Genomic DNA, 21,324 nt, shown 5'->3' with positions numbered 1-21,324 from the left:
AAGAGGTCCCATGAACCTGCTTGATACAACCGGCACCGTCGCCATCTCGCTTTATGCGCTGCTCGCGACTGCTTATAAAAGCATGCAAGTCGTTTACTCTCGACCGGCATATGATTCATCTGCATCGCACGGCCCGTCCGACTTCGACCAGTTGCCGAGCGTGGATGTTATTGTCCCTTGCTTCAACGAAGACCCGGGCACGCTTTCTGAGTGCTTGGCCTCGATTGCAGATCAGGAATATGCCGGGGAAATCCGCGTCTATGTGGTCGATGACGGTTCTGGCAATCGCGATGCTTTGCGACCTGTACACGAGACCTTCGCGCTCGATCCCAGGTTCAATATCATTCTGCTTCCCCACAATGTCGGAAAGCGCAAGGCGCAGATCGCCGCGATACGGCGCTCTGCTGGCGATCTGGTGTTAAACGTCGATTCCGACACGATGTTAGCGCCCGATGTCATCGCAAAGCTTGTACCGAAGATGCAAGATCCGGCCGTAGGCGCGGCCATGGGGCAGTTGACGGCCAGCAACCGAAACGATAGTTGGCTCACCCGCTTGATCGATATGGAATACTGGTTGGCTTGCAACGAGGAGCGTGCGGCACAGGCTCGCTTTGGCGCCGTTATGTGCTGTTGCGGTCCCTGTGCCATGTATCGTCGTTCAGCACTCGTTTTGCTGCTGGACCAGTACGAGTCACAATTTTTTCGAGGCAAGCCAAGTGATTTCGGTGAGGATCGTCATCTCACCATTCTCATGCTGAAGGCAGGCTTTAGAACCGAGTACGTGCCAGGCGCCATCGCAGCGACAGTGGTTCCAAACAGGCTAGGGCCGTACCTGCGTCAACAACTACGCTGGGCACGCAGCACGTTCCGGGATACGTTGCTTGGGCTGCGTCTACTGCCGGGCCTGAATGGTTTTTTGACGCTGGACGTGGTTGGACAAAATCTGGGGCCACTGCTTCTGGCGCTATCGGTACTGACGGGACTGGCACAGAGCGCAATGACAGGTACCGTGCCGTGGTGGACCATCCTGATGATTGCGGCCATGACTATGATTCGCTGTAGTGTTACAGCGCTTCGAGCCCGCCAACTTCGATTCCTGGGCTTTTCTCTGCACACCTTCATCAACATCTTTCTGTTGCTGCCCTTGAAGGCCTACGCTTTATGCACATTGAGCAATAGCGACTGGCTGTCGCGCAACTCTGCTGCCACCCCCTCGAAGAGCGCGGGAGAGCAGGGCCACGTCCGGCGTCGGAAAACTGAAGCAAACACTTCAGGAGTATCGGGACAGGCCTCGACGCTTCGAAGCCTCAATCTTGCCCGCGATGCTTCGAGGCTGGTGACATCTGAATATACTTGCAGCGACGATTGACCGCCACTTTAGCCGGGAGTGAAAGAGTTGACGCAGATCGACAATTATCAATTGCTGAATCGGGAACTGGCGGCGCACGATCCATGGGGGCTTGATGCCAATCCGTTCGAGCGTGAGCGTCACACGCAAATGCTCCAGTTGTCGCTTGCCCACGGATCTATCTCAAATGCGCTCGAAGTGGGGTGCGCTGCTGGCGCCTTCACGGTGCAACTGGCACCCCACTGTAAACGTCTCACCGTGATGGATATTGTGCCTCACGCCATTGAGAGAACGCGCCAACGGATGAAAGATCCGCCGCACATCAAATGGATAGTCTCCGATGTTCAACAGTTTTCAAGTGATGAGCTGTTCGACCTGATCGTTGTAGCGGAAGTGCTCTACTATGTTGGAGAAATAGCCGAGATGCGGCTGGCTGTCCGCAATATGGTGCGAACGCTTGCGCCAGGTGGACATCTGGTTTTCGGATCGGCGCGCGACGCCAATTGCCGGCGCTGGGGTCACGTCGCTGGTGCTGAGACGGTCATCGCTATTCTGAACGAAACGTTGATCGAGGTAGAGCGGCTTGAGTGCCGTGGTGAGTCAGCCAACGAAGACTGCTTGCTGGCCCGTTTCCGGAAGCCGGGTTCTGTTTCGTGACGAATTAAAATTGTCGACCTAGAGCATTTCCAGCAAAAGTGTAGTCGGTTTTGCGTCCGGAAATGCGCCGAAACAAGACGTTAGAGCAATTCGGGGGACCCCGTGTTCACCAGAAGTGCTCTAAAGCATGTCGCGCAAAATTGTGCAGCGGTTTTGCGATAACGACATGCGCCAAAACAATGACTTAAAGCGCCATGAGCGAATCTGAAAGATCGCGACACGCTTTAGACAAGGAGACACTATGCGCATCTGTGGTATCAAGCTGACCCATGACGGGGCGATCGCGCTGGTCGAGCATGGACGACTCGTCTTTTGCGTTGAGCAGGAGAAGCGCGACAACAATCCGCGTTATCAAACAATAGATAAACTCGACGCAGTCGTCTCCGCTTTGGCGCAACACGGTCTTCATCCGCGCGACATTGATCAATTCGTTATCGACGGCTGGGATGGTGAGAACGAATCACAGTTCCAGGTCCTCAGTGGAGTGACTTCCTTGACTCTCAAGGGGGCGCCTTATGTCGAACGCAATGCCGAAGACCTTCTCGAATGTTTTGCCGGCTCCGGTTTGCTTCTCGACGACCGTGCTTTCTCTTACAAGAGTTATCCCCATGTTACCGGCCACGTGATCTCCGCATATTGCACCAGTCCCTTTGCCAAGACCGGACAGCCCGCATTCTGCCTTGTATGGGACGGCTGTATCTTTCCGCGCCTTTATCATGTGGACGGCCGCGGCGCACGGTTCCTTGAAAGCCTGTTCCCGGTCATAGGCCAGACATACGCTGCGGCGGGCCATTATTTCGGACCCTACAAGAAGGCGAACCCGGGAGGTTGGGACCTGGGAATTGCCGGTAAGCTCATGGCCTATATCGCGCTTGGGTCGGTTGATGAAGATATCGTTGCCGTCTTTAAAGAGGTTTATGAGGTGCACTTTGCGGCCGATACGGAGCTTGCCAGTCGCTATCGCGCCAACATCACCGATGCCGAGTCTTCGCTTGCGGCTGTGCACGATTTCTTCGAAGCTAGTGTGGTTCGATTGGGGAGCAAGGCACCGGAAGATGTGCTTGCATCGTTTCATCTCTTCCTCGAGCGTCTCCTTGTTCGAGAAATGACAAATGCATTGGCACGCCATTCGTTTCCGGGACCGCAACGCTTGTGTATTGCGGGTGGTTGCGGCCTCAATATCAAATGGAACAGTGCGCTCCGTGAGGCCGGGCTATTCGAAGCTGTGTGGGTGCCGCCTTTTCCGAATGACAGCGGCTCTGCAATCGGTGCGGCTTGCTGTGCGATGGTGGAGCAACAAGGCTTCGTGCCGTTGGAATGGTCGGTTTATAGTGGTCCTGCCTTGCAAACCGGGCATGTGCCGGCGGGGTGGAAGGCTGTCCTGTGCAGCATCCAGGAACTTGCCGCCATTCTTGCTAGCAACAAGCCCGTGGTTTTTCTTTCCGGGCGTGCCGAACTTGGACCTCGAGCTTTGGGAGGCAGAAGCATTCTCGCAGCCGCTACCTCGCCGGAAATGAAGGATTTCCTGAACGACGTCAAATTTCGCGAACACTTCCGGCCAGTAGCGCCAATATGCCTTGAGGACCGCGCGCCGGATATATTCAGCCCGGGCACTCCGGACCCCTACATGTTGTTCGATCATCAGACACGCTTGGAATGGCAGGACAAAATTCCGGCTGTTGTCCATCTTGATGGATCTGCGCGACTTCAGACAATATCCAGACATTCTCAACATGAAGTCGCCGAACTCCTCGTTGAATATGAAAAACTCACGGGCATTCCGCTGCTTTGCAACACGAGCGCCAATTACCATGGACGGGGCTTTTTCCCCGATGCAGCGGCAGCCTGCGCGTGGGGAGGTGTAGAACATATATGGTGCGAAGGCCAGCTCTTCACGAAAACATGCGGGACCGAAGAAGTGCCTGCTTATGACGCCGTCACGGCAATATGAGGGCAGGGCCATGGTAGCTATTGATCTGTCCGGCGTCAGCAAGGCATATGGTGACAAGGTGGTGGTAGACGGGCTGTCGTTCAGCGTTGCCCGGGGAGAATGCTTCGGCTTGCTTGGACCGAACGGCGCAGGCAAAAGCACGATTGCGCGTCTGGTCCTCGGCATGATGTTGCCTGATGCGGGGAAGATTACTGTGCTCGGTCTGCCGGTGCCGGCAAGGGCTCGCTTGGCCCGAAGGGGCATCGGCGTGGTCCCCCAAATTGACAATCTCGACCTTGAGTTCACTGTGCGCGAAAACCTGCTGGTCTACGGGCGCTACTTTGGCATGAGCACACGCGAGATCAAAGCGGTCATGCCGTCGCTTCTTGAATTTGCCCGGCTTGAGAGCAAGGTTGATGCGCGCGTCTCTCAACTTTCAGGCGGTATGAAGCGGCGCCTGACATTGGCACGTGCCTTGATCAATGATCCTCAGTTGCTTGTCATGGACGAGCCAACGACCGGCCTCGATCCGCATTCGCGCCATTTAATCTGGGAGCGCCTGCGTTCCCTGCTGGCGCGTGGCAAGACAATTATCTTGACCACCCACTTTATGGAGGAGGCTGAGCGGTTGTGTGATCGGCTATGTGTGCTTGAACGGGGCCGCAATATCGCGGAAGGGCGTCCTCAAGCGCTGATCGATGAACTGATCGGGTGCGAGGTCATCGAGATCTACGGCGGCAACCCGCATGAACTACAATCTTTGATAAGACCATATGCCAATCGTATCGAAGTGAGCGGCGAGACACTGTTCTGTTACGCCTCCGATCCGCAGCAGGTGCGTGTACAGCTACAAGAGCGTGCAGGTTTGCGCGTCCTGCAGCGCCCCCCCAATCTCGAGGATGTGTTTTTGCGGCTAACCGGGCGTGAGATGGAGAAGTGAACCATGGGTGAAGGTTGTGCCGCGGTTCTACCCGCGAATGCTTGGAACTGGATTGCAGTATGGCGACGAAATTATCTGGCCTGGAAAAAGGTGGCGCTTGCGTCAATTCTCGGAAATCTGGCCGATCCTATTATCTACCTGTTCGGCCTGGGTCTTGGACTGGGGATTGTTGTCGGTCAAGTTGATGGTACGTCTTATGTTGCGTTCTTGGCAGGCGGTATGGTGGCGACAAGCGCGATGACATCCGCGACATTTGAGACGATTTACGCAGCTTTCGCACGGATGAACGCTCAGCGCACCTGGGAATCGATCCTCTGCACACAACTGACGCTCGGCGATATTGTTCTCGGTGAATTGTCATGGGCGGCCAGCAAGGCATTTCTCGCTGGGACGGGAATTATGATTGTAGCCAACATGCTGGGTTATGCGGCGTGGCTGTCCATCCTTTATGCACTGCCGGTCATCTTGCTCACGGGATTTGCATTTGCGAGCCTGGCGATGGTGGTCATGGCGCTTGCGCCCAGTTACGACTATTTCATTTTCTACCAGACGCTCGTTCTCACGCCAATGCTGTTCCTGTGTGGCGCTGTGTTCCCGATCACGCAGCTGCCGCAGGCCTTTGAGTCAGTATCGCAGTTCTTGCCACTTGCACACGCAATCGATCTCATCCGCCCGGCAATGCTTGGACGTCCGGCGGACAACATGGGCCTGCACATCGGCGCGCTTTTCCTTTATGCAGTTTTGCCCTTCTTCGTGTCTCTGGCACTGTTACGTCGCCGTCTGATGTCCTGACACTACTGACGCAACGGAGATATTCGAAAAATCTTCAAGCTGGGGATACGTGAGCATCTTCGAGCCTTGGTATAAGATAAGTGTGCTCCGTCCGGGCACCATGAGCTGGAGAGCAGAACATGGAACATATGCAATGACACACACCGTAACGGCTCCTCAGCCATTTGCGATTCTTGGAATGCCAAGGACAGGAACGCACTATCTTGAAGAATTGCTGAATGCGCACCCGAACGTCCTGAGTAACGGTGAGTTACTCAATGTGTATGATCCCAATTGGCCTGATAAAGATCGCTTGTTGCGTACCGATCGCGATCTGCTCGAACTTGCATACTTGCGCTTTCCCATGCGCAGTGGCAGGCGGATTACCCATGTTGGGTGTAAAATCAATGAACCTCAGTTTCAGGAGCGTCCGGAGTTTTTTGATGAGCTTGCCCGTTGGCCAGGGCTCAAGGTTATCCTTTTGTCCCGCAGAAACACGTTGGAGTCGCTGCGATCGCTGGTGCAGGCAAGGCAAAGCCGCCAGTGGTTGAAATTTGGTTCGGACGAAGACACACCTCCGCCGCCGTCCGTGCAATTATCGATTTCCGATTGCAAGGATTACTTCAAGGCCGCCGATGATTTTCATGATCGAGTCGGGCAGTCCTACGCTTCGACCAGCTTGCTTAAGGTCGAATACGAGAAGCTCCTTCGTGAGCCGGCGGAATGCCTGGAGGCGGTTGGGCGATTTCTGGGCGTTCCAGCACTCCAACTCTCTGGCCATTCTAACCTTCAGCGCATGGAAAATAGACCGTTGTCCGAAACGGTCGAAAACTTCGAAGAGTTGCGGCGTCACTTCGCAGGCGGACCCTATGAAAGGTTCTTCGAGCTTGACGTAGCATTATAGAGTATCGGCCCGTAAAGTGGGGACCGGTTTTCGGGAAATTCCGTTGCGAAAACAAGAAAGTAGGGCATCGTAACGTTTCCAGTTTCAGTCTGAGGCTCTAGAGCATAATCCGACCGGAGTGAAACGAGGATCGACAAGATTATGCTTCGAAAAGAAAAGGTTAGAGCGCCGATCTGATTCAATCAGATCGAAAAGCGCTCTAGCCGGCAAAACTGCCTTTTGCCTTCCTTCTCGTGCACGTCAAACGGGACGGGATTGATCAATCGACAAGGACGAGGGGCAGCGATGGACAAGAAGAAACGCGAGGGGACTTCTGATGTCTTATGCTCAATCCATGTCGCCGTATAACATCAAGGCGCATCTGGCCGAGCGTGGCAGCAAGTCGATCCTGAGATTCATGATCTGCGGCTCGGTAGACGATGGCAAGTCCACTCTGGTCGGGCGCCTGCTCTACGATGCCAAACTGTTCTTCGAGACCCAACTTGCAACTCTCGAGCGCGTCGGCACCCCCGGCGGCACCAACGGCGATGAGATCGATCGCGCCCTGCTTCTGGACGGGCTCGAGGCGGTGTGCGAACAATGCATCACTATCAACTACTGCTATTTCGCCACCTCGAAGCGCAAGTTCATCGTTGCCGATGCACCGGGCCAGGAGGAATATTCGCGCGACATAGTAACCTGCGCCTCGACGGCCGATCTCGCCGTGATTCTACTCAACGGTAGCCAGGGCATCCTTCAGCAAACCCGGCGTCACTCCTACATAGCCTCGCTGCTCGGTATCCGACATGTCGTGCTCGCGGTAAACAAGATCGACCTTGTGAATTTCCGTGAGCAGGTCTTCGAGGAGATCATTACCGATTACATGGTTTTTGCGAAGGAACTGGGTTTCGCCAGCGTCCAGCCCATCCCGATCTCGGCCCTATACGGCGACAATGTCATTTCCGCGTCTGCGAACACGCCCTGGTACCAGGGACCGACGCTGCTCGAGTATCTGGAAACGGTCGAACTCGATTCGGTTGCCCCGGAGAAGCCGTTTCGTTTCCCTGTTCAAATGGTGACGCACCCGTACGCGCATTTCCGCGGCTATGCTGGCCAGATCGCTTCTGGCAGGATTTCGGTCGGTGATCCGGTTGCAGTCGCGAAATCCGGGCAGCGCTCGTCAGTCAAGGCGATTGTCACCTGTGATGGCAATCTTGAGACAGCAGTGGAGGGCGAGGCGGTCACGATCGTGCTTGCGGATGAGGTAGATGCCGCCCGCGGCAACATGCTTGTTACCCCTGTCCTGCGACCCTTTGTGGCTGACAAGTTCCAGGCGCATGTGATCTGGTTCGACGCCCACCCGATGTTGCCCGATCGCAGCTATATCCTCAGGACCGAGGCGGATAGCGTCAGTGCCACGGTGACGGTGCTCCAGCACCAGGTCAACACCAACAGCTTTCTCCGCGAGGTGGCGAAGTCGCTACAGATGAATGAGGTTGGCGTCTGCCATATCTCGACGCAAGCGCCGATCGTCTTCGACGCCTACAAGTACAATCGGGCAACGGGTAATTTCATCATCGTCGATCGGGTGACGAATGCCACCGTCGGCGTCGGCATGATCGACTTTCCGTTGCGCCGCGCCGACAACGTCCATTGGCACGCGCTTGAGGTAAACAAGGGCGCTCGCAGTGCGATGAAGCGCCAGCGCCCTGTCGTGCTCTGGTTCACCGGGCTTTCCGGCTCAGGCAAGTCGACGATAGCGAATGCGCTCGACCGGATTTTGCATACACGGGGCAAGCACACCTACCTGCTGGACGGTGACAATGTCCGCCATGGCCTCAATTGCGACCTCGGCTTCACCGAGGAAGATCGTGTCGAGAACATCCGCCGGGTCGCCGAGGTCGCCAAGCTGATGGCTGATGCCGGCCTGATCGTACTCGTCTCCTTCATCTCGCCGTTCCGCGATGAGCGGCGCATGGCGCGCGAATTGATGGAGGAGGACGAATTCATCGAGATCTTCATCGATACGCCGCTTGACGAGTGCGCGCGTCGCGACCCCAAGGGGCTTTACGAAAAGGCCCGGGCCGGCAAGATCACGAATTTCACTGGCATTTCTTCACCCTACGAGGCTCCTGAAAAACCGGAACTTCATATCGAGACGGTCGGACATGAGCCGATCGAGCTCGCCCTCAGGATCGAGCAGTTCCTCTATGGGCGAAAGGACGACAAAGACCGCGATCCGGGAACTGCTTGAACGCAGCGTCTGAAGGTCCTTGCTTCTACCGTCATTGCGTTACGCTGCTGACCATTCAGGACCCAAAGCGAGGCGGATCCTTGAGCCAGCCGCGGACGGAAAACTGCTGTCGGTGCTCTGCGTATTCTATGCTGCCTTCAGCACAAGGAAAACTTCCGATCTGTGTCGGCTTTGTCGAACCTGCAACACAGGCTTGGTACGTGAACCTGTCCTTGTTGATCAGGCTTAAGTTTCTGAAATTTAACACAAAAATCTTGCCTTTAGCTTGATCGGCGAAATTGGCACGAGTTTTGATGCCTTCATTACGAGGCGGCGCAAGCTGCCGACCGCCATTGCGCGATGGATGGAACGTAGGAAGGAAGGCAACATGTCAGATTTGCGTCAAATCGCATTCTACGGCAAGGGAGGGATCGGTAAGTCCACCACCTCCCAAAATACACTCGCGGCTCTTGTCGATCTGGACCAGAAGATCCTCATCGTGGGCTGCGACCCAAAAGCTGACTCAACCCGCCTGATCCTGAACTCGAAAGCGCAGGACACGGTCCTGCATCTTGCAGCAAAGGAAGGTTCTGTGGAAGACCTCGAACTCGAGGACGTGCTCAAGATCGGCTACAAAGGCATCAAATGCGTAGAGTCCGGTGGCCCGGAGCCGGGCGTTGGTTGTGCGGGGCGCGGCGTCATCACCTCCATCAACTTCCTTGAGGAGAACGGCGCTTATGATGATGTCGATTACGTCTCCTACGATGTTCTTGGTGATGTGGTCTGCGGCGGCTTCGCGATGCCGATCCGCGAGAACAAGGCTCAAGAAATCTATATCGTCATGTCGGGCGAGATGATGGCGCTATACGCGGCCAACAACATCGCCAAGGGTATCTTGAAATATGCGCATTCAGGCGGCGTGCGGCTGGGCGGGCTTATCTGCAACGAGCGACAGACCGACCGCGAACTCGATCTTGCGGAGGCGCTGGCTGCCAGGCTCAATTCCAAGCTCATTCACTTCGTGCCTCGCGACAACATTGTCCAACACGCCGAACTCAGGAAGATGACGGTAATCCAGTATGCGCCGGAGTCGAAGCAGGCTGGGGAATATCGCATGCTGGCCGAGAAGATTCATGCAAATTCCGGTCAAGGTACCGTCCCGACCCCAATTACGATGGAGGAACTCGAGGACATGCTGCTCGACTTCGGCATCATGAAGACTGATGAGCAGATGCTTGCCGAGCTTCATGCCAAGGAAGCTACGCTGGCGGCAGGTCAATAACCTCCCCCGCCGCCGGGCAGGAGCGCGCCGGCGTCCCCCCCGGCGCGCTCTTCCTGAAAAACAACGCCTCGTCGGAGAGGCGTCACCAAACATGAAAGGGAACAGGGTCCATGAGCCTCGACCATGAGAATGACAGCGCTCTTCATGAGAAGCTTATCGAACAAGTTCTTTCGCAATACCCGGACAAGGCGGCGAAGCGACGCAAGAAACACCTCACTGTAGCGAGGAGTGGAGACAACGCTGGCAAAGAGGGAGAGGTGCTTTCGGAATGCGACGTCAAGTCGAACATCAAATCCATTCCCGGCGTGATGACGATTCGCGGCTGTGCCTATGCCGGGTCCAAGGGTGTGGTGTGGGGTCCGGTCAAGGATATGGTCCATATCTCACACGGACCGGTTGGTTGCGGTCAATATTCCTGGTCCCAGCGCCGCAATTACTATGTCGGCACGACAGGCATCGACACGTTTGTGACGCTGCAGTTCACATCCGATTTCCAGGAGAAGGACATTGTCTTCGGAGGTGACAAGAAGCTGGAAAAGATCATCGACGAGATCGAAGAACTGTTCCCGTTGAACAATGGCATCACCATCCAATCGGAATGCCCGATCGGGCTAATCGGGGACGACATTGAGGCGGTGTCGCGCAAAAAAGCCAAAGAGCATGAAAAGACGATCGTGCCGGTGCGCTGCGAGGGCTTCCGCGGTGTCTCGCAATCGCTCGGACACCACATCGCCAACGATTCGATTCGCGATTGGGTTCTCGACAATGCGGAAACCGAGTTCGAGGCTGGCCCTTATGACGTCAACATTGTTGGAGACTATAATATCGGCGGCGATGCCTGGGCAACCCGCATTCTCCTGGAAGAGGTGGGACTGCGCGTCGTCGGCAACTGGTCGGGGGATGCAACCCTCGCGGAGATGGAGCGGGCACCCAAGGCTAAACTCAATCTCATCCACTGCTATCGGTCGATGAACTATATCTGCCGGCATATGGAGGAAAAATACGGCATACCGTGGATGGAATACAATTTCTTCGGCCCCTCACAGATCGAAGCGTCATTGCGGAACATCGCCAAGCATTTCGGCCCGGCGATCGAAGACAAGACCGAGGCGGTGATTGCCAGGTATCGCCGCTTGGTCGATGCCGTTATCGATAAATACAGGCCACGCCTCCAAGGCAAAACCGTGATGCTCTATGTGGGGGGGCTGCGTCCTCGCCACGTTGTCACGGCATACGAGGACCTCGGGATGGAGATCGTTGGCACAGGCTACGAGTTCGCCCACAACGATGATTATCAGCGCACCGGCCATTATGTAAAGGAAGGCACGTTGATCTATGACGACGTGTCCGGTTACGAACTGGAAAAATTCATTGAGGGGATCCGTCCTGATCTCGTTGGCTCCGGCATCAAGGAAAAGTATCCGGTACAGAAGATGGGCATCCCGTTCCGTCAAATGCATTCCTGGGATTATTCCGGGCCCTATCACGGCTATGACGGCTTCGCCATTTTCGCCCGTGACATGGATCTTGCCGTCAACAGCCCGGTCTGGGACCTCTATGACGCCCCCTGGAAGAAAGCAGGGCCGCCAATGGCTATCGCAGCCGAATGAAGTGAGGTCTCTGGAAAAAGGAGGCCCTGAACATCCTCGCCCCCTAGGCAGGGGGAATCTGAAACATTTCGACATCCCCTGTGCCGCCGTAGGCGCGCCAGTTGAAAAGAGGTCACCACCATGCCGCAGTCTGCCGACAAAGTTCTCGACCACGCTCCGCTTTTCCGCGAGCCGGAATACAGGCAGATGCTTGCCGGGAAGAGATCGAATTTTGAATGCCCGCATCCGGACAAGGTCGTTGCCGATGTAGGGGAGTACACCAAGACCTGGGAGTATCGTGAAAAGAACCTCGCCCGAGAAGCGCTTGTCGTTAACCCCGCCAAAGCCTGCCAACCGCTCGGCGCGGTGTTTGCTGCCGCAGGCTTCGAGCGTACCATGTCCTTCGTTCATGGCAGCCAGGGCTGTGTTGCCTACTATCGTTCGCACCTGTCGCGGCATTTCAAGGAGCCTTCATCGGCGGTTTCCTCTTCTATGACAGAGGACGCGGCGGTGTTCGGCGGCCTGAAGAACATGATCGACGGGCTTGCCAACGCCTATTCGCTCTATGATCCGAAGATGATTGCGGTATCGACCACCTGTATGGCCGAGGTCATTGGCGACGATCTGCACGGCTTCATCGAGAATGCCAAGAACGAAGGCTCCGTCCCGCCTGAATTTGATGTGCCTTTCGCACACACGCCCGCCTTCGTCGGTAGCCATGTCGATGGTTATGACGTTATGGTCAAAGGCATTCTAGAGCACTTCTGGAAAGGCCAGAAGCGGAAGATAGCGATTGGGACGATCAACATCATTCCGGGTTTCGATGGCTTCTGCGTCGGCAACAACCGTGAACTCAAGCGCCTGCTCGACCTGATGGGCGTGTCTTACACCTTCCTCCAGGATGCCTCTGACCAATTCGATACGCCTTCGGACGGCAAGTATCGCATGTATGACGGCGGCACGATGATCACGGACGTGAAGAAGGCACTCAATGCTGAAGCGACACTGTCGCTGCAGCACTATAACACCCGCAAGACGTTGGAATATTGCAAAGACGTCGGGCAGGCGACGGCCTCGTTCCATTATCCTCTCGGGGTGAAGGCGACTGACGAATTCCTGATGAAGGTCTCCGGGATTTCCGGCAGAGATATCCCCACGGCAATCAGCATGGAGCGCGGCCGGCTGGTCGACGCCATGGCTGACAGCCAAGCCTGGCTGCACGGCAAGAAGTATGCGATCTACGGTGATCCTGATTTCGTCTACGCTGTCGCCCGTTTCGTGATGGAGACCGGGGGTGAGCCTACCCACTGCCTTGCCACCAATGGCACACCGGCTTGGGAAGCTGAAATAAAGGAGCTGCTTCAGTCCTCGCCTTTCGGCAAGGATGCCCAAGTCTGGGCAGGCAAGGACCTTTGGGCGATGCGCTCGCTGCTCTTCACCGAGCCAGTAGATCTGCTGATCGGCAATTCCTACGGCAAGTACCTGGAGCGCGATACTGGCACGCCGCTGATCCGGCTGATGTTCCCGATCTTCGACCGCCACCATCACCATCGCTTCCCTCTCATGGGCTACCAAGGGGGGCTGCGCGTCTTGACGGCCATCCTCGATAAAATCTTCGACAAGCTCGACGGCGAGACGAGCGAGCCGGGTGTGACGGATTATTCCTTTGACCTCACCCGTTAGAGCGCTTTTCGATCTGATTGAATCAGATCGGCGCTCTAACGGCTTATTTTTGAAGCATAATCTTATCGATCCTCCTTTCACTCCGGTCGGATTATGCTCTAATACCACGGGTCATTGAAAATGACCGTTGTTATTCCCTTTTCGAATATCTCATGCCTCTGATGCAGTTGAGATATTCGAAATCCCTTCAAGGCTTGGATGCGTTAGCATCTTCGAGCCTTGCTATAAGACCAGCGGCTGGCCTTCGCTGAGGGCTGCCGCCTTCCCCGATAGAGTTGGAAAAACCGGCGCAATGTTACCGCTCAATGTTAAAATCAGCGATGTTTTCAACGAGCCCGCTTGCGAGAAGAACCGTGCCAAAGATGCAAAGGCACGCCAGAAAGGCTGCTCGAAGCCGCTGACCCCAGGGGCGGCGGCCGGTGGCTGCGCATTCGACGGCGCCAAGATCGTGTTGCAGCCAATCACCGACGTCGCGCACTTAATACATGCACCGCTCGCCTGCGAAGGCAATTCCTGGGACAACCGTGGCGCGGCTTCGTCGGGGCCAATGCGATGGCGCACCAGCTTCACGACAGACCTCACTGAACTCGACATTGTAATGGGGCAGGGCGAGCGGAAGCTTTTCAAGGCAATCCGTGAGATCAAGGAAAAGTATGCTCCGCCAGCGATCTTCGTCTATTCGACCTGCGTGACGGCGCTCATCGGCGACGATATCGAGGCGGTCTGCAAGCGTGCGGCGGAGAAATTTGGCTTGCCGGTGGTGCCGGTCAACACGCCGGGCTTCGTCGGCTCCAAAAATCTCGGCAACAAGCTCGCCGGTGAGGTCTTGCTCGATCATGTCATCGGTACGGTTGAGCCAGGCGATGCCGGCCCCTACGACATCAATATACTTGGCGAATTCAATCTTTCAGGTGAGTTCTGGCGGGTGAAGCCGCTGCTCGACCGGCTCGGCATTCGAGTGCGCGCCTGTATTCCGGGCGATGCACGTTATCTCGACATCGCTTCCGCGCACCGTGCACAGGCGGCTATGATGGTGTGTTCGACGGCACTCATCAATCTTGCTCGCAAAATGGAGGAGCGCTGGAACATCCCGTTTTTCGAAGGCTCATTTTACGGTATCACCGACACTTCGGAAGCACTCAGACATATTGCCAAGCTGCTTGTGCAGAAGGGCGCCGATCCGAGGCTCATCGAGCGCACGGAGACCATGATCGCGGGGGAGGAGGCGATTGCGTGGAAGAGGCTTGAAGCATACCGGTCGAGGCTTGAAGGCAAGCGCGTGTTGCTCAACACCGGCGGCGTGAAGTCCTGGTCGGTCGTCCATGCCCTGTTGGAGATCGGCGTCGACGTCGTCGGCACCTCGGTCAAGAAATCGACGGTCGAGGATAAGGAGCGCCTCAAGCAGATCCTCAAGGACGAGAACCATATGTTCGAGACGATGGCAGCGCGCGACCTTTACGACATGCTTTCAGAACACAAGGCCGACATCATGCTGTCGGGGGGGCGCACGCAATTCATCGCATTGAAGGCCAGGACGCCTTGGCTCGATATCAATCAGGAACGTCAGCACCCTTATGCTGGCTATGACGGCATGGTGGAGCTCGTACGCCAGATTGACCTTGCCATTCACAACCCGATCTGGCGCCAGGTGCGGGAACCGGCACCATGGGACAGCCAACAACAGCCGGCGGTTCAGGCCGCTTTCGAGGTAAGCCAATGACCCGCATCCTGCCTCAAACGAAATCGGCGGCGGTCAATCCGCTAAAATCCTCGCAGCCGCTAGGTGCAGCTCTCGCCTTTTTGGGAGTCAAGAATGCGATACCTCTGTTTCATGGCAGCCAGGGCTGTACGAGCTTCGCTTTGGTGCTTCTCGTGCGGCACTTCAAGGAAGCCGTTCCCCTTCAGACAACAGCGATGGATGAAGTGGCTACGATCCTCGGCGGGATGGATCATCTGGAAGAGGCAATTCTTAATCTTAAAAACCGCATGAACCCCGAGCTGATTGGGATCTGTACCACGGCGCTGGTTGAAACCCGGGGCGAGGGTTTCCCAAGGGATCTTTCGAATATCAAGATGATGCACGCCAAAGAACTCGCGGGCACTGAGATTGTGCTGGCCAACACTCCAGATTTCAACGGCTCCATTGAGGAGGGCTGGGCCAAGGCTGTCACAGCCATGATCAAAAGAATTACACGGCGCGGTGAGCAGGCGCGGCAGCCGAATAGAATCGCCATTCTGCCAGGTTGGAACCTCACGGTTGCTGACATTGAGCATTTACGGGAGGTGGTGGAAAGTTTTGATCTCAAGCCGGTTATTCTGCCTGATCTCTCCAACTCGCTTGACGGTACGGTGCCTGACGATCGTTGGGTGCCGACCACCTATGGCGGTACCACCCTCAAGGACATCGAAGAGCTGGGCACCGCGGTACAGTGCATCGCAATCGGTGAACATATGCGTCGTTCTGCGGAGGTGCTGGAGACGCTGACCGGAGTCTCGTATGTGTTGTTTCAGTCGCTTACAGGATTGACGGAAACAGATCGTTTCATCACGCTGCTTTCCTCCATTTCCGGAACGCCAGCGCCTGCGAAAATCCGCCGTCGTCGCGCTCAGTTACACGACGCCTTACTCGACGGGCATTTTCATTTCGGCGGCAAGAAGATCGCCATCGCCGCCGAGCCGGACCTTCTGTATCAGCTCGCCACCTACTTTACCAGCATGGGTGCCGAAATCACTGCGGCCGTCACCACGACCGCAACCTCGCACATTCTGAAGAAAGTGCCGGCCGAACAGGTTCAGGTCGGCGATCTTGGGGATCTGGAAGATCTTGCCGGGGGTGCCGATCTTCTCGTCACCCACTCGCACGGACGCGAGGCGGCCAGACGCCTTGGGATTCCGCTCATGCGCGTCGGCTTTCCCATTTTCGATCGTCTCGGAAGTCAGCACAAGCTTACGATTCTTTATCGGGGCACGCGCGACCTGATTTTCGATGTCGCGAACATCTTCCAGGCCAGCCAGCACGCGCCAACGCCAGAGTCACTCGATCCGTTCCGTAACAGGGAAATGCCAGATGACAGCTGCCCGCCGACTTTCTCTCGTCACTGACGGGATTCATACACAGAGGCCGAAGGAGAAAACCGGTTCATTGCGCGTAGCGATCGCCACGCAAGATATGAAGAGTCTCAACGCCCATTTTGGATCTGCCAAGCACTTTGCGGTCTATGACGTGACATCCGATGGCTGGAATTTCGTGGAAGCGGTTGCCTTTGAGAATATTTCCGACGAGAGCGGGAAGCACCGAACCGAGAGCGATGACCGCATCACCCTGAAGGTGGAGGCGTTGAAGGGGTGCCATCTGCTGTTTTGTCTGGCGATCGGCGGCCCCTCCGCGGCCAAGGTTGTCTCGGCAAAAATCCATCCAATCAAAGTGCCGAACGTTCAATCTATAGAAGGTGTACTGTCGCGAATACAGAACATGCTCAAGTCGGCTCCTCCGCCTTGGCTGCGCAAGGTGCTGACGGAAGCAGCTGCCATTAAAAAGACGCCCTTTGACGATGAGGACTGAACGATGACACCACCATCGGACGCCTTGGTCAGCCGTGCTGTCAACGCGGACGAGATGGTCCTTGCCAACTCTTTTAGCAAATGTCTCATTCGCCTGGTCGGCCACAGGACAGCTATGGAATGTGGGAAGGCAAATTCGATGGGGTGCACCGGGTTTGCCGGACTACAAGGCAGAACAACCGGCGCAATGGGGCCGTTTCATGGGGTTTGGCCAAGATGGATGGCTCTCCAGCTATCTTGCATGAATGGGTGAAGAAGACGGCGGTGGACAGCGGCAAACGAGCAAACTTGCGGAGTGGCCTCGCCGGGAAGATGAAGGCTTTTGAGCGAGAGTTCACGCCGCTCTCATTGAGGCATTACAGCGCCGTGCGTTTTATTAAACGCAAAAATGACGCTGTAATCCCTTAAATCGACTCCGATTTAAGGGATTAGGCAGTAGAGCGCTTTTCGATTTGATTGAATCAGCTCGGTGCTCTAACGTTTTATTTTTGAAGCATAATCTTGTCGATCCTCGTTTCACTCCGGTCGGATTATGCTCTAATACCAAGGCTCGAAGATGCTAACGCATCCTCGCCTTGAAGGTATTTCCAATATCTCAACTGCGTCTGAGACTTGAGATATTCGAAAAGGGAATACGAAGTGTCATTTTCAATGACCCTTGGGTTTAGGCCCGACTTGCCCGCAGGCCTGCAAGGGCGGCGCCTATCAGACCGGGTTCCATGCGGCATTGTGCCTGCACGATGAGCGGACGCCCGAAAGGCCTCAGGATACGAGCCTGTACCGCTTTGTCGATTTCTTCCAGCAGTGGCACTGCATTAGAAAGCCCTCCGCCAACCGGAATGATGGTGGCTCCAGTGAGGTTGACGCAAAGCGCCAGCGGGGCGGAAAGCACATCAACGTATACGTCTATGCTACGCTTGCAGGCCTCGTCACCGGCTATCCAGCCCTGAACGATATTTTCGCTGGAAAGCATTTCGCCATGCAGATGCTGGTGCAGGCGTTCCATGCCGCGGGCGCTGCATGTGGCATCAATGCAGCCGTGCTGGCCGCAACCGCATTGAAAACGCGGCAGGCTTGCCGGTGGAGTGCCCGCAGATGTCGCTGCAACGGGTGCATGGCCCCATTCCCCCGCAAATCCGCCATGCTCATTGATCAGCGCACCGTTGACAACCAGCCCGCCGCCTACGCCCGTTCCGAGAATGATGCCGAACACGACGGAATGGCCACGACCTGCACCAAGCTCTGCCTCGGCAAGAACGAAACAGTCAGCATCATTGGCAATCAATACCGGAAGGCCGAGGGCCGCTTCCAAATCTTCCTGAAGGGCTCTGCCGTGGAGGCAGGGAATATTGGCAATAACAGCCTTGCCTGTCTGCGCATCAATGATGCCGCAGATCGATAATGCGATCTGCCGGGGCTTTGCCTCCGCCGCACCAATCACCTGCCGCAGGCAGGCCGTGAAGGCCTCGAAATCATTGGCGGGTGTCGGTAGACGGGGCAGGGCGCGGATATCCTGGGAAGCGTAGGCATGGCCACCCTTGATGGCCGTGCCGCCAATATCGAAACAGACGATCACGACGCATATCCTCTCTGCATCTTTTGCTTGTAGATGCAGCGTCCACCAATCCATGTGGAGTGCAGCTCAAGGTCGGGCGACAAAACCAGAAAGTCGCCCTGCCTGCCGGGCGCGAGCTTGCCCCTGTCAGTGACGCCTAGGGCCTCAGCCGGATAAAGGCTTGCCATGTTGAGCGCTTCGCCAAGCGGCACGTCAAGCTTTCGATGAACAAAGCGCAAGCAGGAGAGCATGTCGATATCCGCGCCTGCAAGCGTTCCGTCCGCAAGCGTTAGTCGTCCTTCGCGGCGATAAACCGTCCGGCCATTCAGCTCGAAGCGCCTATTCTGCGTGCCAATCGTACTCATTGCATCCGTTACCAGAAAAACCCGTCCGGGGCCTTGTTTCGCGCGCAGGGCGATGGACATGCTGGTGGGGTCCACATGAAAACCATCGGCAATCAATCCGCAGGAAACTTCCCCTAGGGCCAGTGCGGCACCCACAAGGCCTGGCTCGCGATTGCCCATCTGGCTCATGGCGTTGAAGAGATGCGTGACCATACTGGCGCCGGCGCCGACATATCGGCGGGCGATTTCGAACGATGTGTCAGTGTGACCAAGGCTGACGACAAATCTCGCATTGACGAGCGCCGTAACCTGGCTTTCCGACACATTTTCAGGCGCGATGGTAATGAGCGCCTTTCCGAAATTACCGGAGCTGCCAATATAGAAATCGAGATCTTCCGGGCACATCTCCCGAATGAGGGCGGGATGATGTGTACCCTTGCGGACAAGGGAAAGATGTGGACCTTCCAGATGCAGGCCCAGAAAGCCGGGAATGCCTGCCGCCAGGGCCGCCGAGCCTGCTGCCATGCAGGCTTTCATGATGTCCGGCCGATCGGTAATCACCGTCGGCAAAAGCGCGGTGGTGCCGTAGCGCGCGTGCGTTTCGCAAATGCGACGGATGCCTTTCAGTGTCGGCTGGTTGTTGAACAGCGCGCCGCCGCCGCCATTGACCTGTAGATCGACGAAACCTGGCGTCAGAAGTGCATCTGGAGCATCGAAAACCGGTAGGTCCTCGGGTATGTTGCTCCAGGGGGCAAGCCCCTCCACCAAGCCCTCGCGAAGGACTAGGGCGTGGCCTTGTAGGAAGTTATCACCGTCGAAAATCAGCGCCGCTCTTATGGCAAAACGCCGCAGCAGGCCGCTTCCGGCTTCAGGGGGGAAATCATCTATATTCATTATGATCCACTATCGGTTTGCCGGGTGGGTGCCGCCATTGTGACGGGAGTAGCGCGCGTGCGCAATCGGCAAGGCGGATAATGCAGACGCGAGCTGTTATACAGTCAAGGACATGGAGTCTTGAGGGCATAATCCAGAGTAAACCGAGGAGAGGCAAGCGCTCCATGTCGAAAGAAAAGGATAGCGTAGCTTTCTCTCCTGAAAGGCGTAGAAGAAGGAGTTCGAAGTATTGAACTTTTACGGGCTGACCGAAACGGGCAGGCGCGGAAATGTCGTATTCGTAACGTATGCCCTGATCCTCCATCGCTTCGAAGCCCCGATTCCCGTCATGTCGCCCAGCCTCTCTCTCATTCTTCGATTGCCAGCGCTGAGAGTAAGCGCAATTGCCATTTTCTTCTTCGGCCTGTGTAGTGCAACAACAGTTCCTTATTTGTCGATCATCGGTATTCACGAGCTTGGCTTAAGCAATACGCGCTACTCATTTTTGATTTTTATGGCCTCCTGTGTAAATGTGGCCACCAGTATTGTTATGGGTATTCTTGCAGACCGGTGCGGTCAATTTCGCGGCGCGATGATTGTTATTAGCTTGTTTGGTGTTGCGGGTTACGGGATGGTATTTTTGTTTCCGCAGGCAGAAATTTTCGTCAGTGCCGTAATTTTCATGGTTCCGGTTTACGGTGCGCTCAATTCTCTCATCTTCGCAAATATCCGGGCAGCCTGTGATGAGCTCACGGTTCGCGAGCTGATCGGCGTCAATTCCACTGTGCGCGCCGTGATTTCGGCATCATGGGTGTTGGTGCCGGGTCTGGTGGGATTTGCTCTTGCAGGGCGGACCTCTATGCTGCCTGCTTTCCTCATTGCCTGCCTTGGTGCAGCTATCTGCTGCGTGCTGTTCTTATTCGCCTTGCCGAAGGCCGATACCGTGCGCAACAGGCCGTCGCGCCTTTCCTTCATTGCTTCACTCAGGCAGGTTTCCAGACCGTGGTTACTGAAGCGGGTGGTTGCTATCGCATTGATTTCCGCAATGATGCATATCAGCGGTATCGTTCTGCCACTGGTAATTACAGGGCCTGCCGGTGCCGGGCCAAGCGATGTCGGTATTATCGTAGGGTTGATCGCCTTCTTGGAAATTCCATTCATCCTGCTATGGGGTACCTTGGAGCGGCACAGTTCCAGCGTGCATGTGCTGGTGCTTGGCGGCCTTGTCTATTGTGTCTATCTCTGCCTGCTTGGCTATGCGCGTGCGCCATGGCATGTCTATGCCCTGACACCGGTTGCTGGCTTGGGGGCCGGGGCGATTATTTCCATTCCCATCAGCTATCTTCAGAATTTGCTGGCCGATCGGCCCGGGCTGGGGAGTTCGCTTATTGCAATCAATATTTTCGCCAGCGCCGGTTTCGGTTCCTTATTGTTTGCGGCCGGTACATCTCTAAGCACCTATTCAGGGACAGCATTGCTCGCAGCCTTTGCCGGGTTATGCGGAATAGCGGCACTCATTTATCTCGAGAAGCCGCAGCACTTGCGCTTTGGCGGCCGCCATCGAGCCGGGCATGATCCCTGAAGTCTGCCCGTATCGCTGGACTTGCTGCAAGATAATAGAGATTGCGACTATGGTCCGCATTGAGCAATTTCCATTACTGATTTTTAAGTGTCT

General features: G+C 56.0%; 16 protein-coding genes and 1 pseudogene. 15 read left to right on the top strand and 2 right to left on the bottom strand.

All coding sequences use genetic code 11. The features are described 5' to 3' along the window. The first annotated feature begins 10 nt into the window (after window positions 1-10). The 14 genes and pseudogenes from nodC to T424_RS23030 form a co-directional block, all read left to right on the top strand. A complete protein-coding gene (gene nodC / locus T424_RS0109035) occupies window positions 11-1,369 on the top strand; it encodes a chitooligosaccharide synthase NodC (protein WP_027487437.1) in 1,359 nt (452 codons plus the stop codon). 18 nt (window positions 1,370-1,387) lie between these two features. Continuing rightward, the gene (gene nodS, locus T424_RS0109030) at window positions 1,388-2,005 is read left to right on the top strand and encodes a nodulation methyltransferase NodS (RefSeq protein ID WP_027487436.1); all 618 of its coding nucleotides are present in this window, start codon (window positions 1,388-1,390) and stop codon (window positions 2,003-2,005) included. A gap of 241 nt (window positions 2,006-2,246) precedes the next feature. After that, window positions 2,247-3,956: a nodulation protein NodU gene (nodU, locus tag T424_RS0109025; protein WP_027487435.1), complete on the top strand. Its 1,710-nt coding sequence runs from the start codon at window positions 2,247-2,249 to the stop codon at window positions 3,954-3,956. A gap of 10 nt (window positions 3,957-3,966) precedes the next feature. Further along, entirely contained in the window at window positions 3,967-4,875 is a 909-nt protein-coding gene (gene nodI, locus T424_RS0109020) for a nodulation factor ABC transporter ATP-binding protein NodI (RefSeq protein ID WP_027487434.1), read from the top strand. Window positions 4,876-4,878: 3 nt separating this feature from the next. Continuing rightward, on the top strand, window positions 4,879-5,667 hold the full coding sequence (locus T424_RS0109015) for an ABC transporter permease (protein WP_027487433.1): 789 nt from the start codon (window positions 4,879-4,881) through the stop codon (window positions 5,665-5,667). 133 nt (window positions 5,668-5,800) lie between these two features. Then, window positions 5,801-6,550, top strand: coding sequence for a sulfotransferase (locus tag T424_RS0109010; RefSeq protein ID WP_027487432.1), 750 nt, complete (start codon window positions 5,801-5,803; stop codon window positions 6,548-6,550). Window positions 6,551-6,866: 316 nt separating this feature from the next. Further along, window positions 6,867-8,783, top strand: a complete 1,917-nt coding sequence (gene nodQ, locus T424_RS0109005) for a bifunctional sulfate adenylyltransferase/adenylyl-sulfate kinase NodQ (RefSeq protein WP_027487431.1) — start codon at window positions 6,867-6,869, stop codon at window positions 8,781-8,783. A 367-nt stretch (window positions 8,784-9,150) separates the two neighbouring features. Further along, a complete protein-coding gene (gene nifH, locus T424_RS0108995) occupies window positions 9,151-10,044 on the top strand; it encodes a nitrogenase iron protein (protein ID WP_027487430.1) in 894 nt (297 codons plus the stop codon). A 110-nt stretch (window positions 10,045-10,154) separates the two neighbouring features. Further along, on the top strand, window positions 10,155-11,654 hold the full coding sequence (gene nifD, locus T424_RS0108990; protein ID WP_027487429.1) for a nitrogenase molybdenum-iron protein alpha chain: 1,500 nt from the start codon (window positions 10,155-10,157) through the stop codon (window positions 11,652-11,654). Between the two features lie 120 nt (window positions 11,655-11,774). Further along, window positions 11,775-13,316 carry a nitrogenase molybdenum-iron protein subunit beta gene (gene nifK, locus T424_RS0108985; RefSeq protein ID WP_027487428.1) on the top strand — a complete coding sequence of 514 codons (1,542 nt, stop codon included), beginning with the start codon at window positions 11,775-11,777 and terminating at the stop codon, window positions 13,314-13,316. 292 nt (window positions 13,317-13,608) lie between these two features. Continuing rightward, window positions 13,609-15,036, top strand: a complete 1,428-nt coding sequence (nifE, locus tag T424_RS20610; RefSeq protein WP_051558890.1) for a nitrogenase iron-molybdenum cofactor biosynthesis protein NifE — start codon at window positions 13,609-13,611, stop codon at window positions 15,034-15,036. Continuing rightward, on the top strand, window positions 15,033-16,418 hold the full coding sequence (nifN, locus tag T424_RS0108975) for a nitrogenase iron-molybdenum cofactor biosynthesis protein NifN (protein ID WP_027487427.1): 1,386 nt from the start codon (window positions 15,033-15,035) through the stop codon (window positions 16,416-16,418). Before nifE ends, nifN begins: the two co-directional genes overlap by 4 nt. Further along, the gene (nifX, locus tag T424_RS0108970; RefSeq protein ID WP_027487426.1) at window positions 16,384-16,878 is read left to right on the top strand and encodes a nitrogen fixation protein NifX; all 495 of its coding nucleotides are present in this window, start codon (window positions 16,384-16,386) and stop codon (window positions 16,876-16,878) included. The genes nifN and nifX overlap by 35 nt, the downstream gene beginning before the upstream one ends. 160 nt (window positions 16,879-17,038) lie before the next feature. Then, window positions 17,039-17,210: pseudogene (locus T424_RS23030) on the top strand (IS3 family transposase); the annotation flags it as partial. A gap of 331 nt (window positions 17,211-17,541) precedes the next feature. Here the strand turns inward: T424_RS23030 and T424_RS0108960 are convergent. Together T424_RS0108960 and nagA are read right to left on the bottom strand one after the other, a co-directional pair. After that, entirely contained in the window at window positions 17,542-18,453 is a 912-nt protein-coding gene (locus T424_RS0108960) for an ROK family protein (RefSeq protein ID WP_027487425.1), read from the bottom strand. Beyond that, window positions 18,450-19,670, bottom strand: coding sequence for an N-acetylglucosamine-6-phosphate deacetylase (gene nagA, locus T424_RS0108955; protein ID WP_084268448.1), 1,221 nt, complete (start codon window positions 19,668-19,670; stop codon window positions 18,450-18,452). Before nagA ends, T424_RS0108960 begins: the two co-directional genes overlap by 4 nt. A 229-nt stretch (window positions 19,671-19,899) precedes the next feature. On the opposite strand from nagA, the gene T424_RS0108950 reads away from it, so the two are divergent. Then, the gene (locus T424_RS0108950; RefSeq protein ID WP_330217727.1) at window positions 19,900-21,231 is read left to right on the top strand and encodes an MFS transporter; all 1,332 of its coding nucleotides are present in this window, start codon (window positions 19,900-19,902) and stop codon (window positions 21,229-21,231) included. The last annotated feature ends 93 nt before the right edge of the window (window positions 21,232-21,324 follow it).

This window comes from Allorhizobium undicola ORS 992 = ATCC 700741 (genome assembly GCF_000621665.1).
Lineage (GTDB): Bacteria > Pseudomonadota > Alphaproteobacteria > Rhizobiales > Rhizobiaceae > Allorhizobium > Allorhizobium undicola.
Note: the sequence above shows the minus strand (reverse complement) of the source record. Positions and strands in the feature narration are given on the sequence as shown.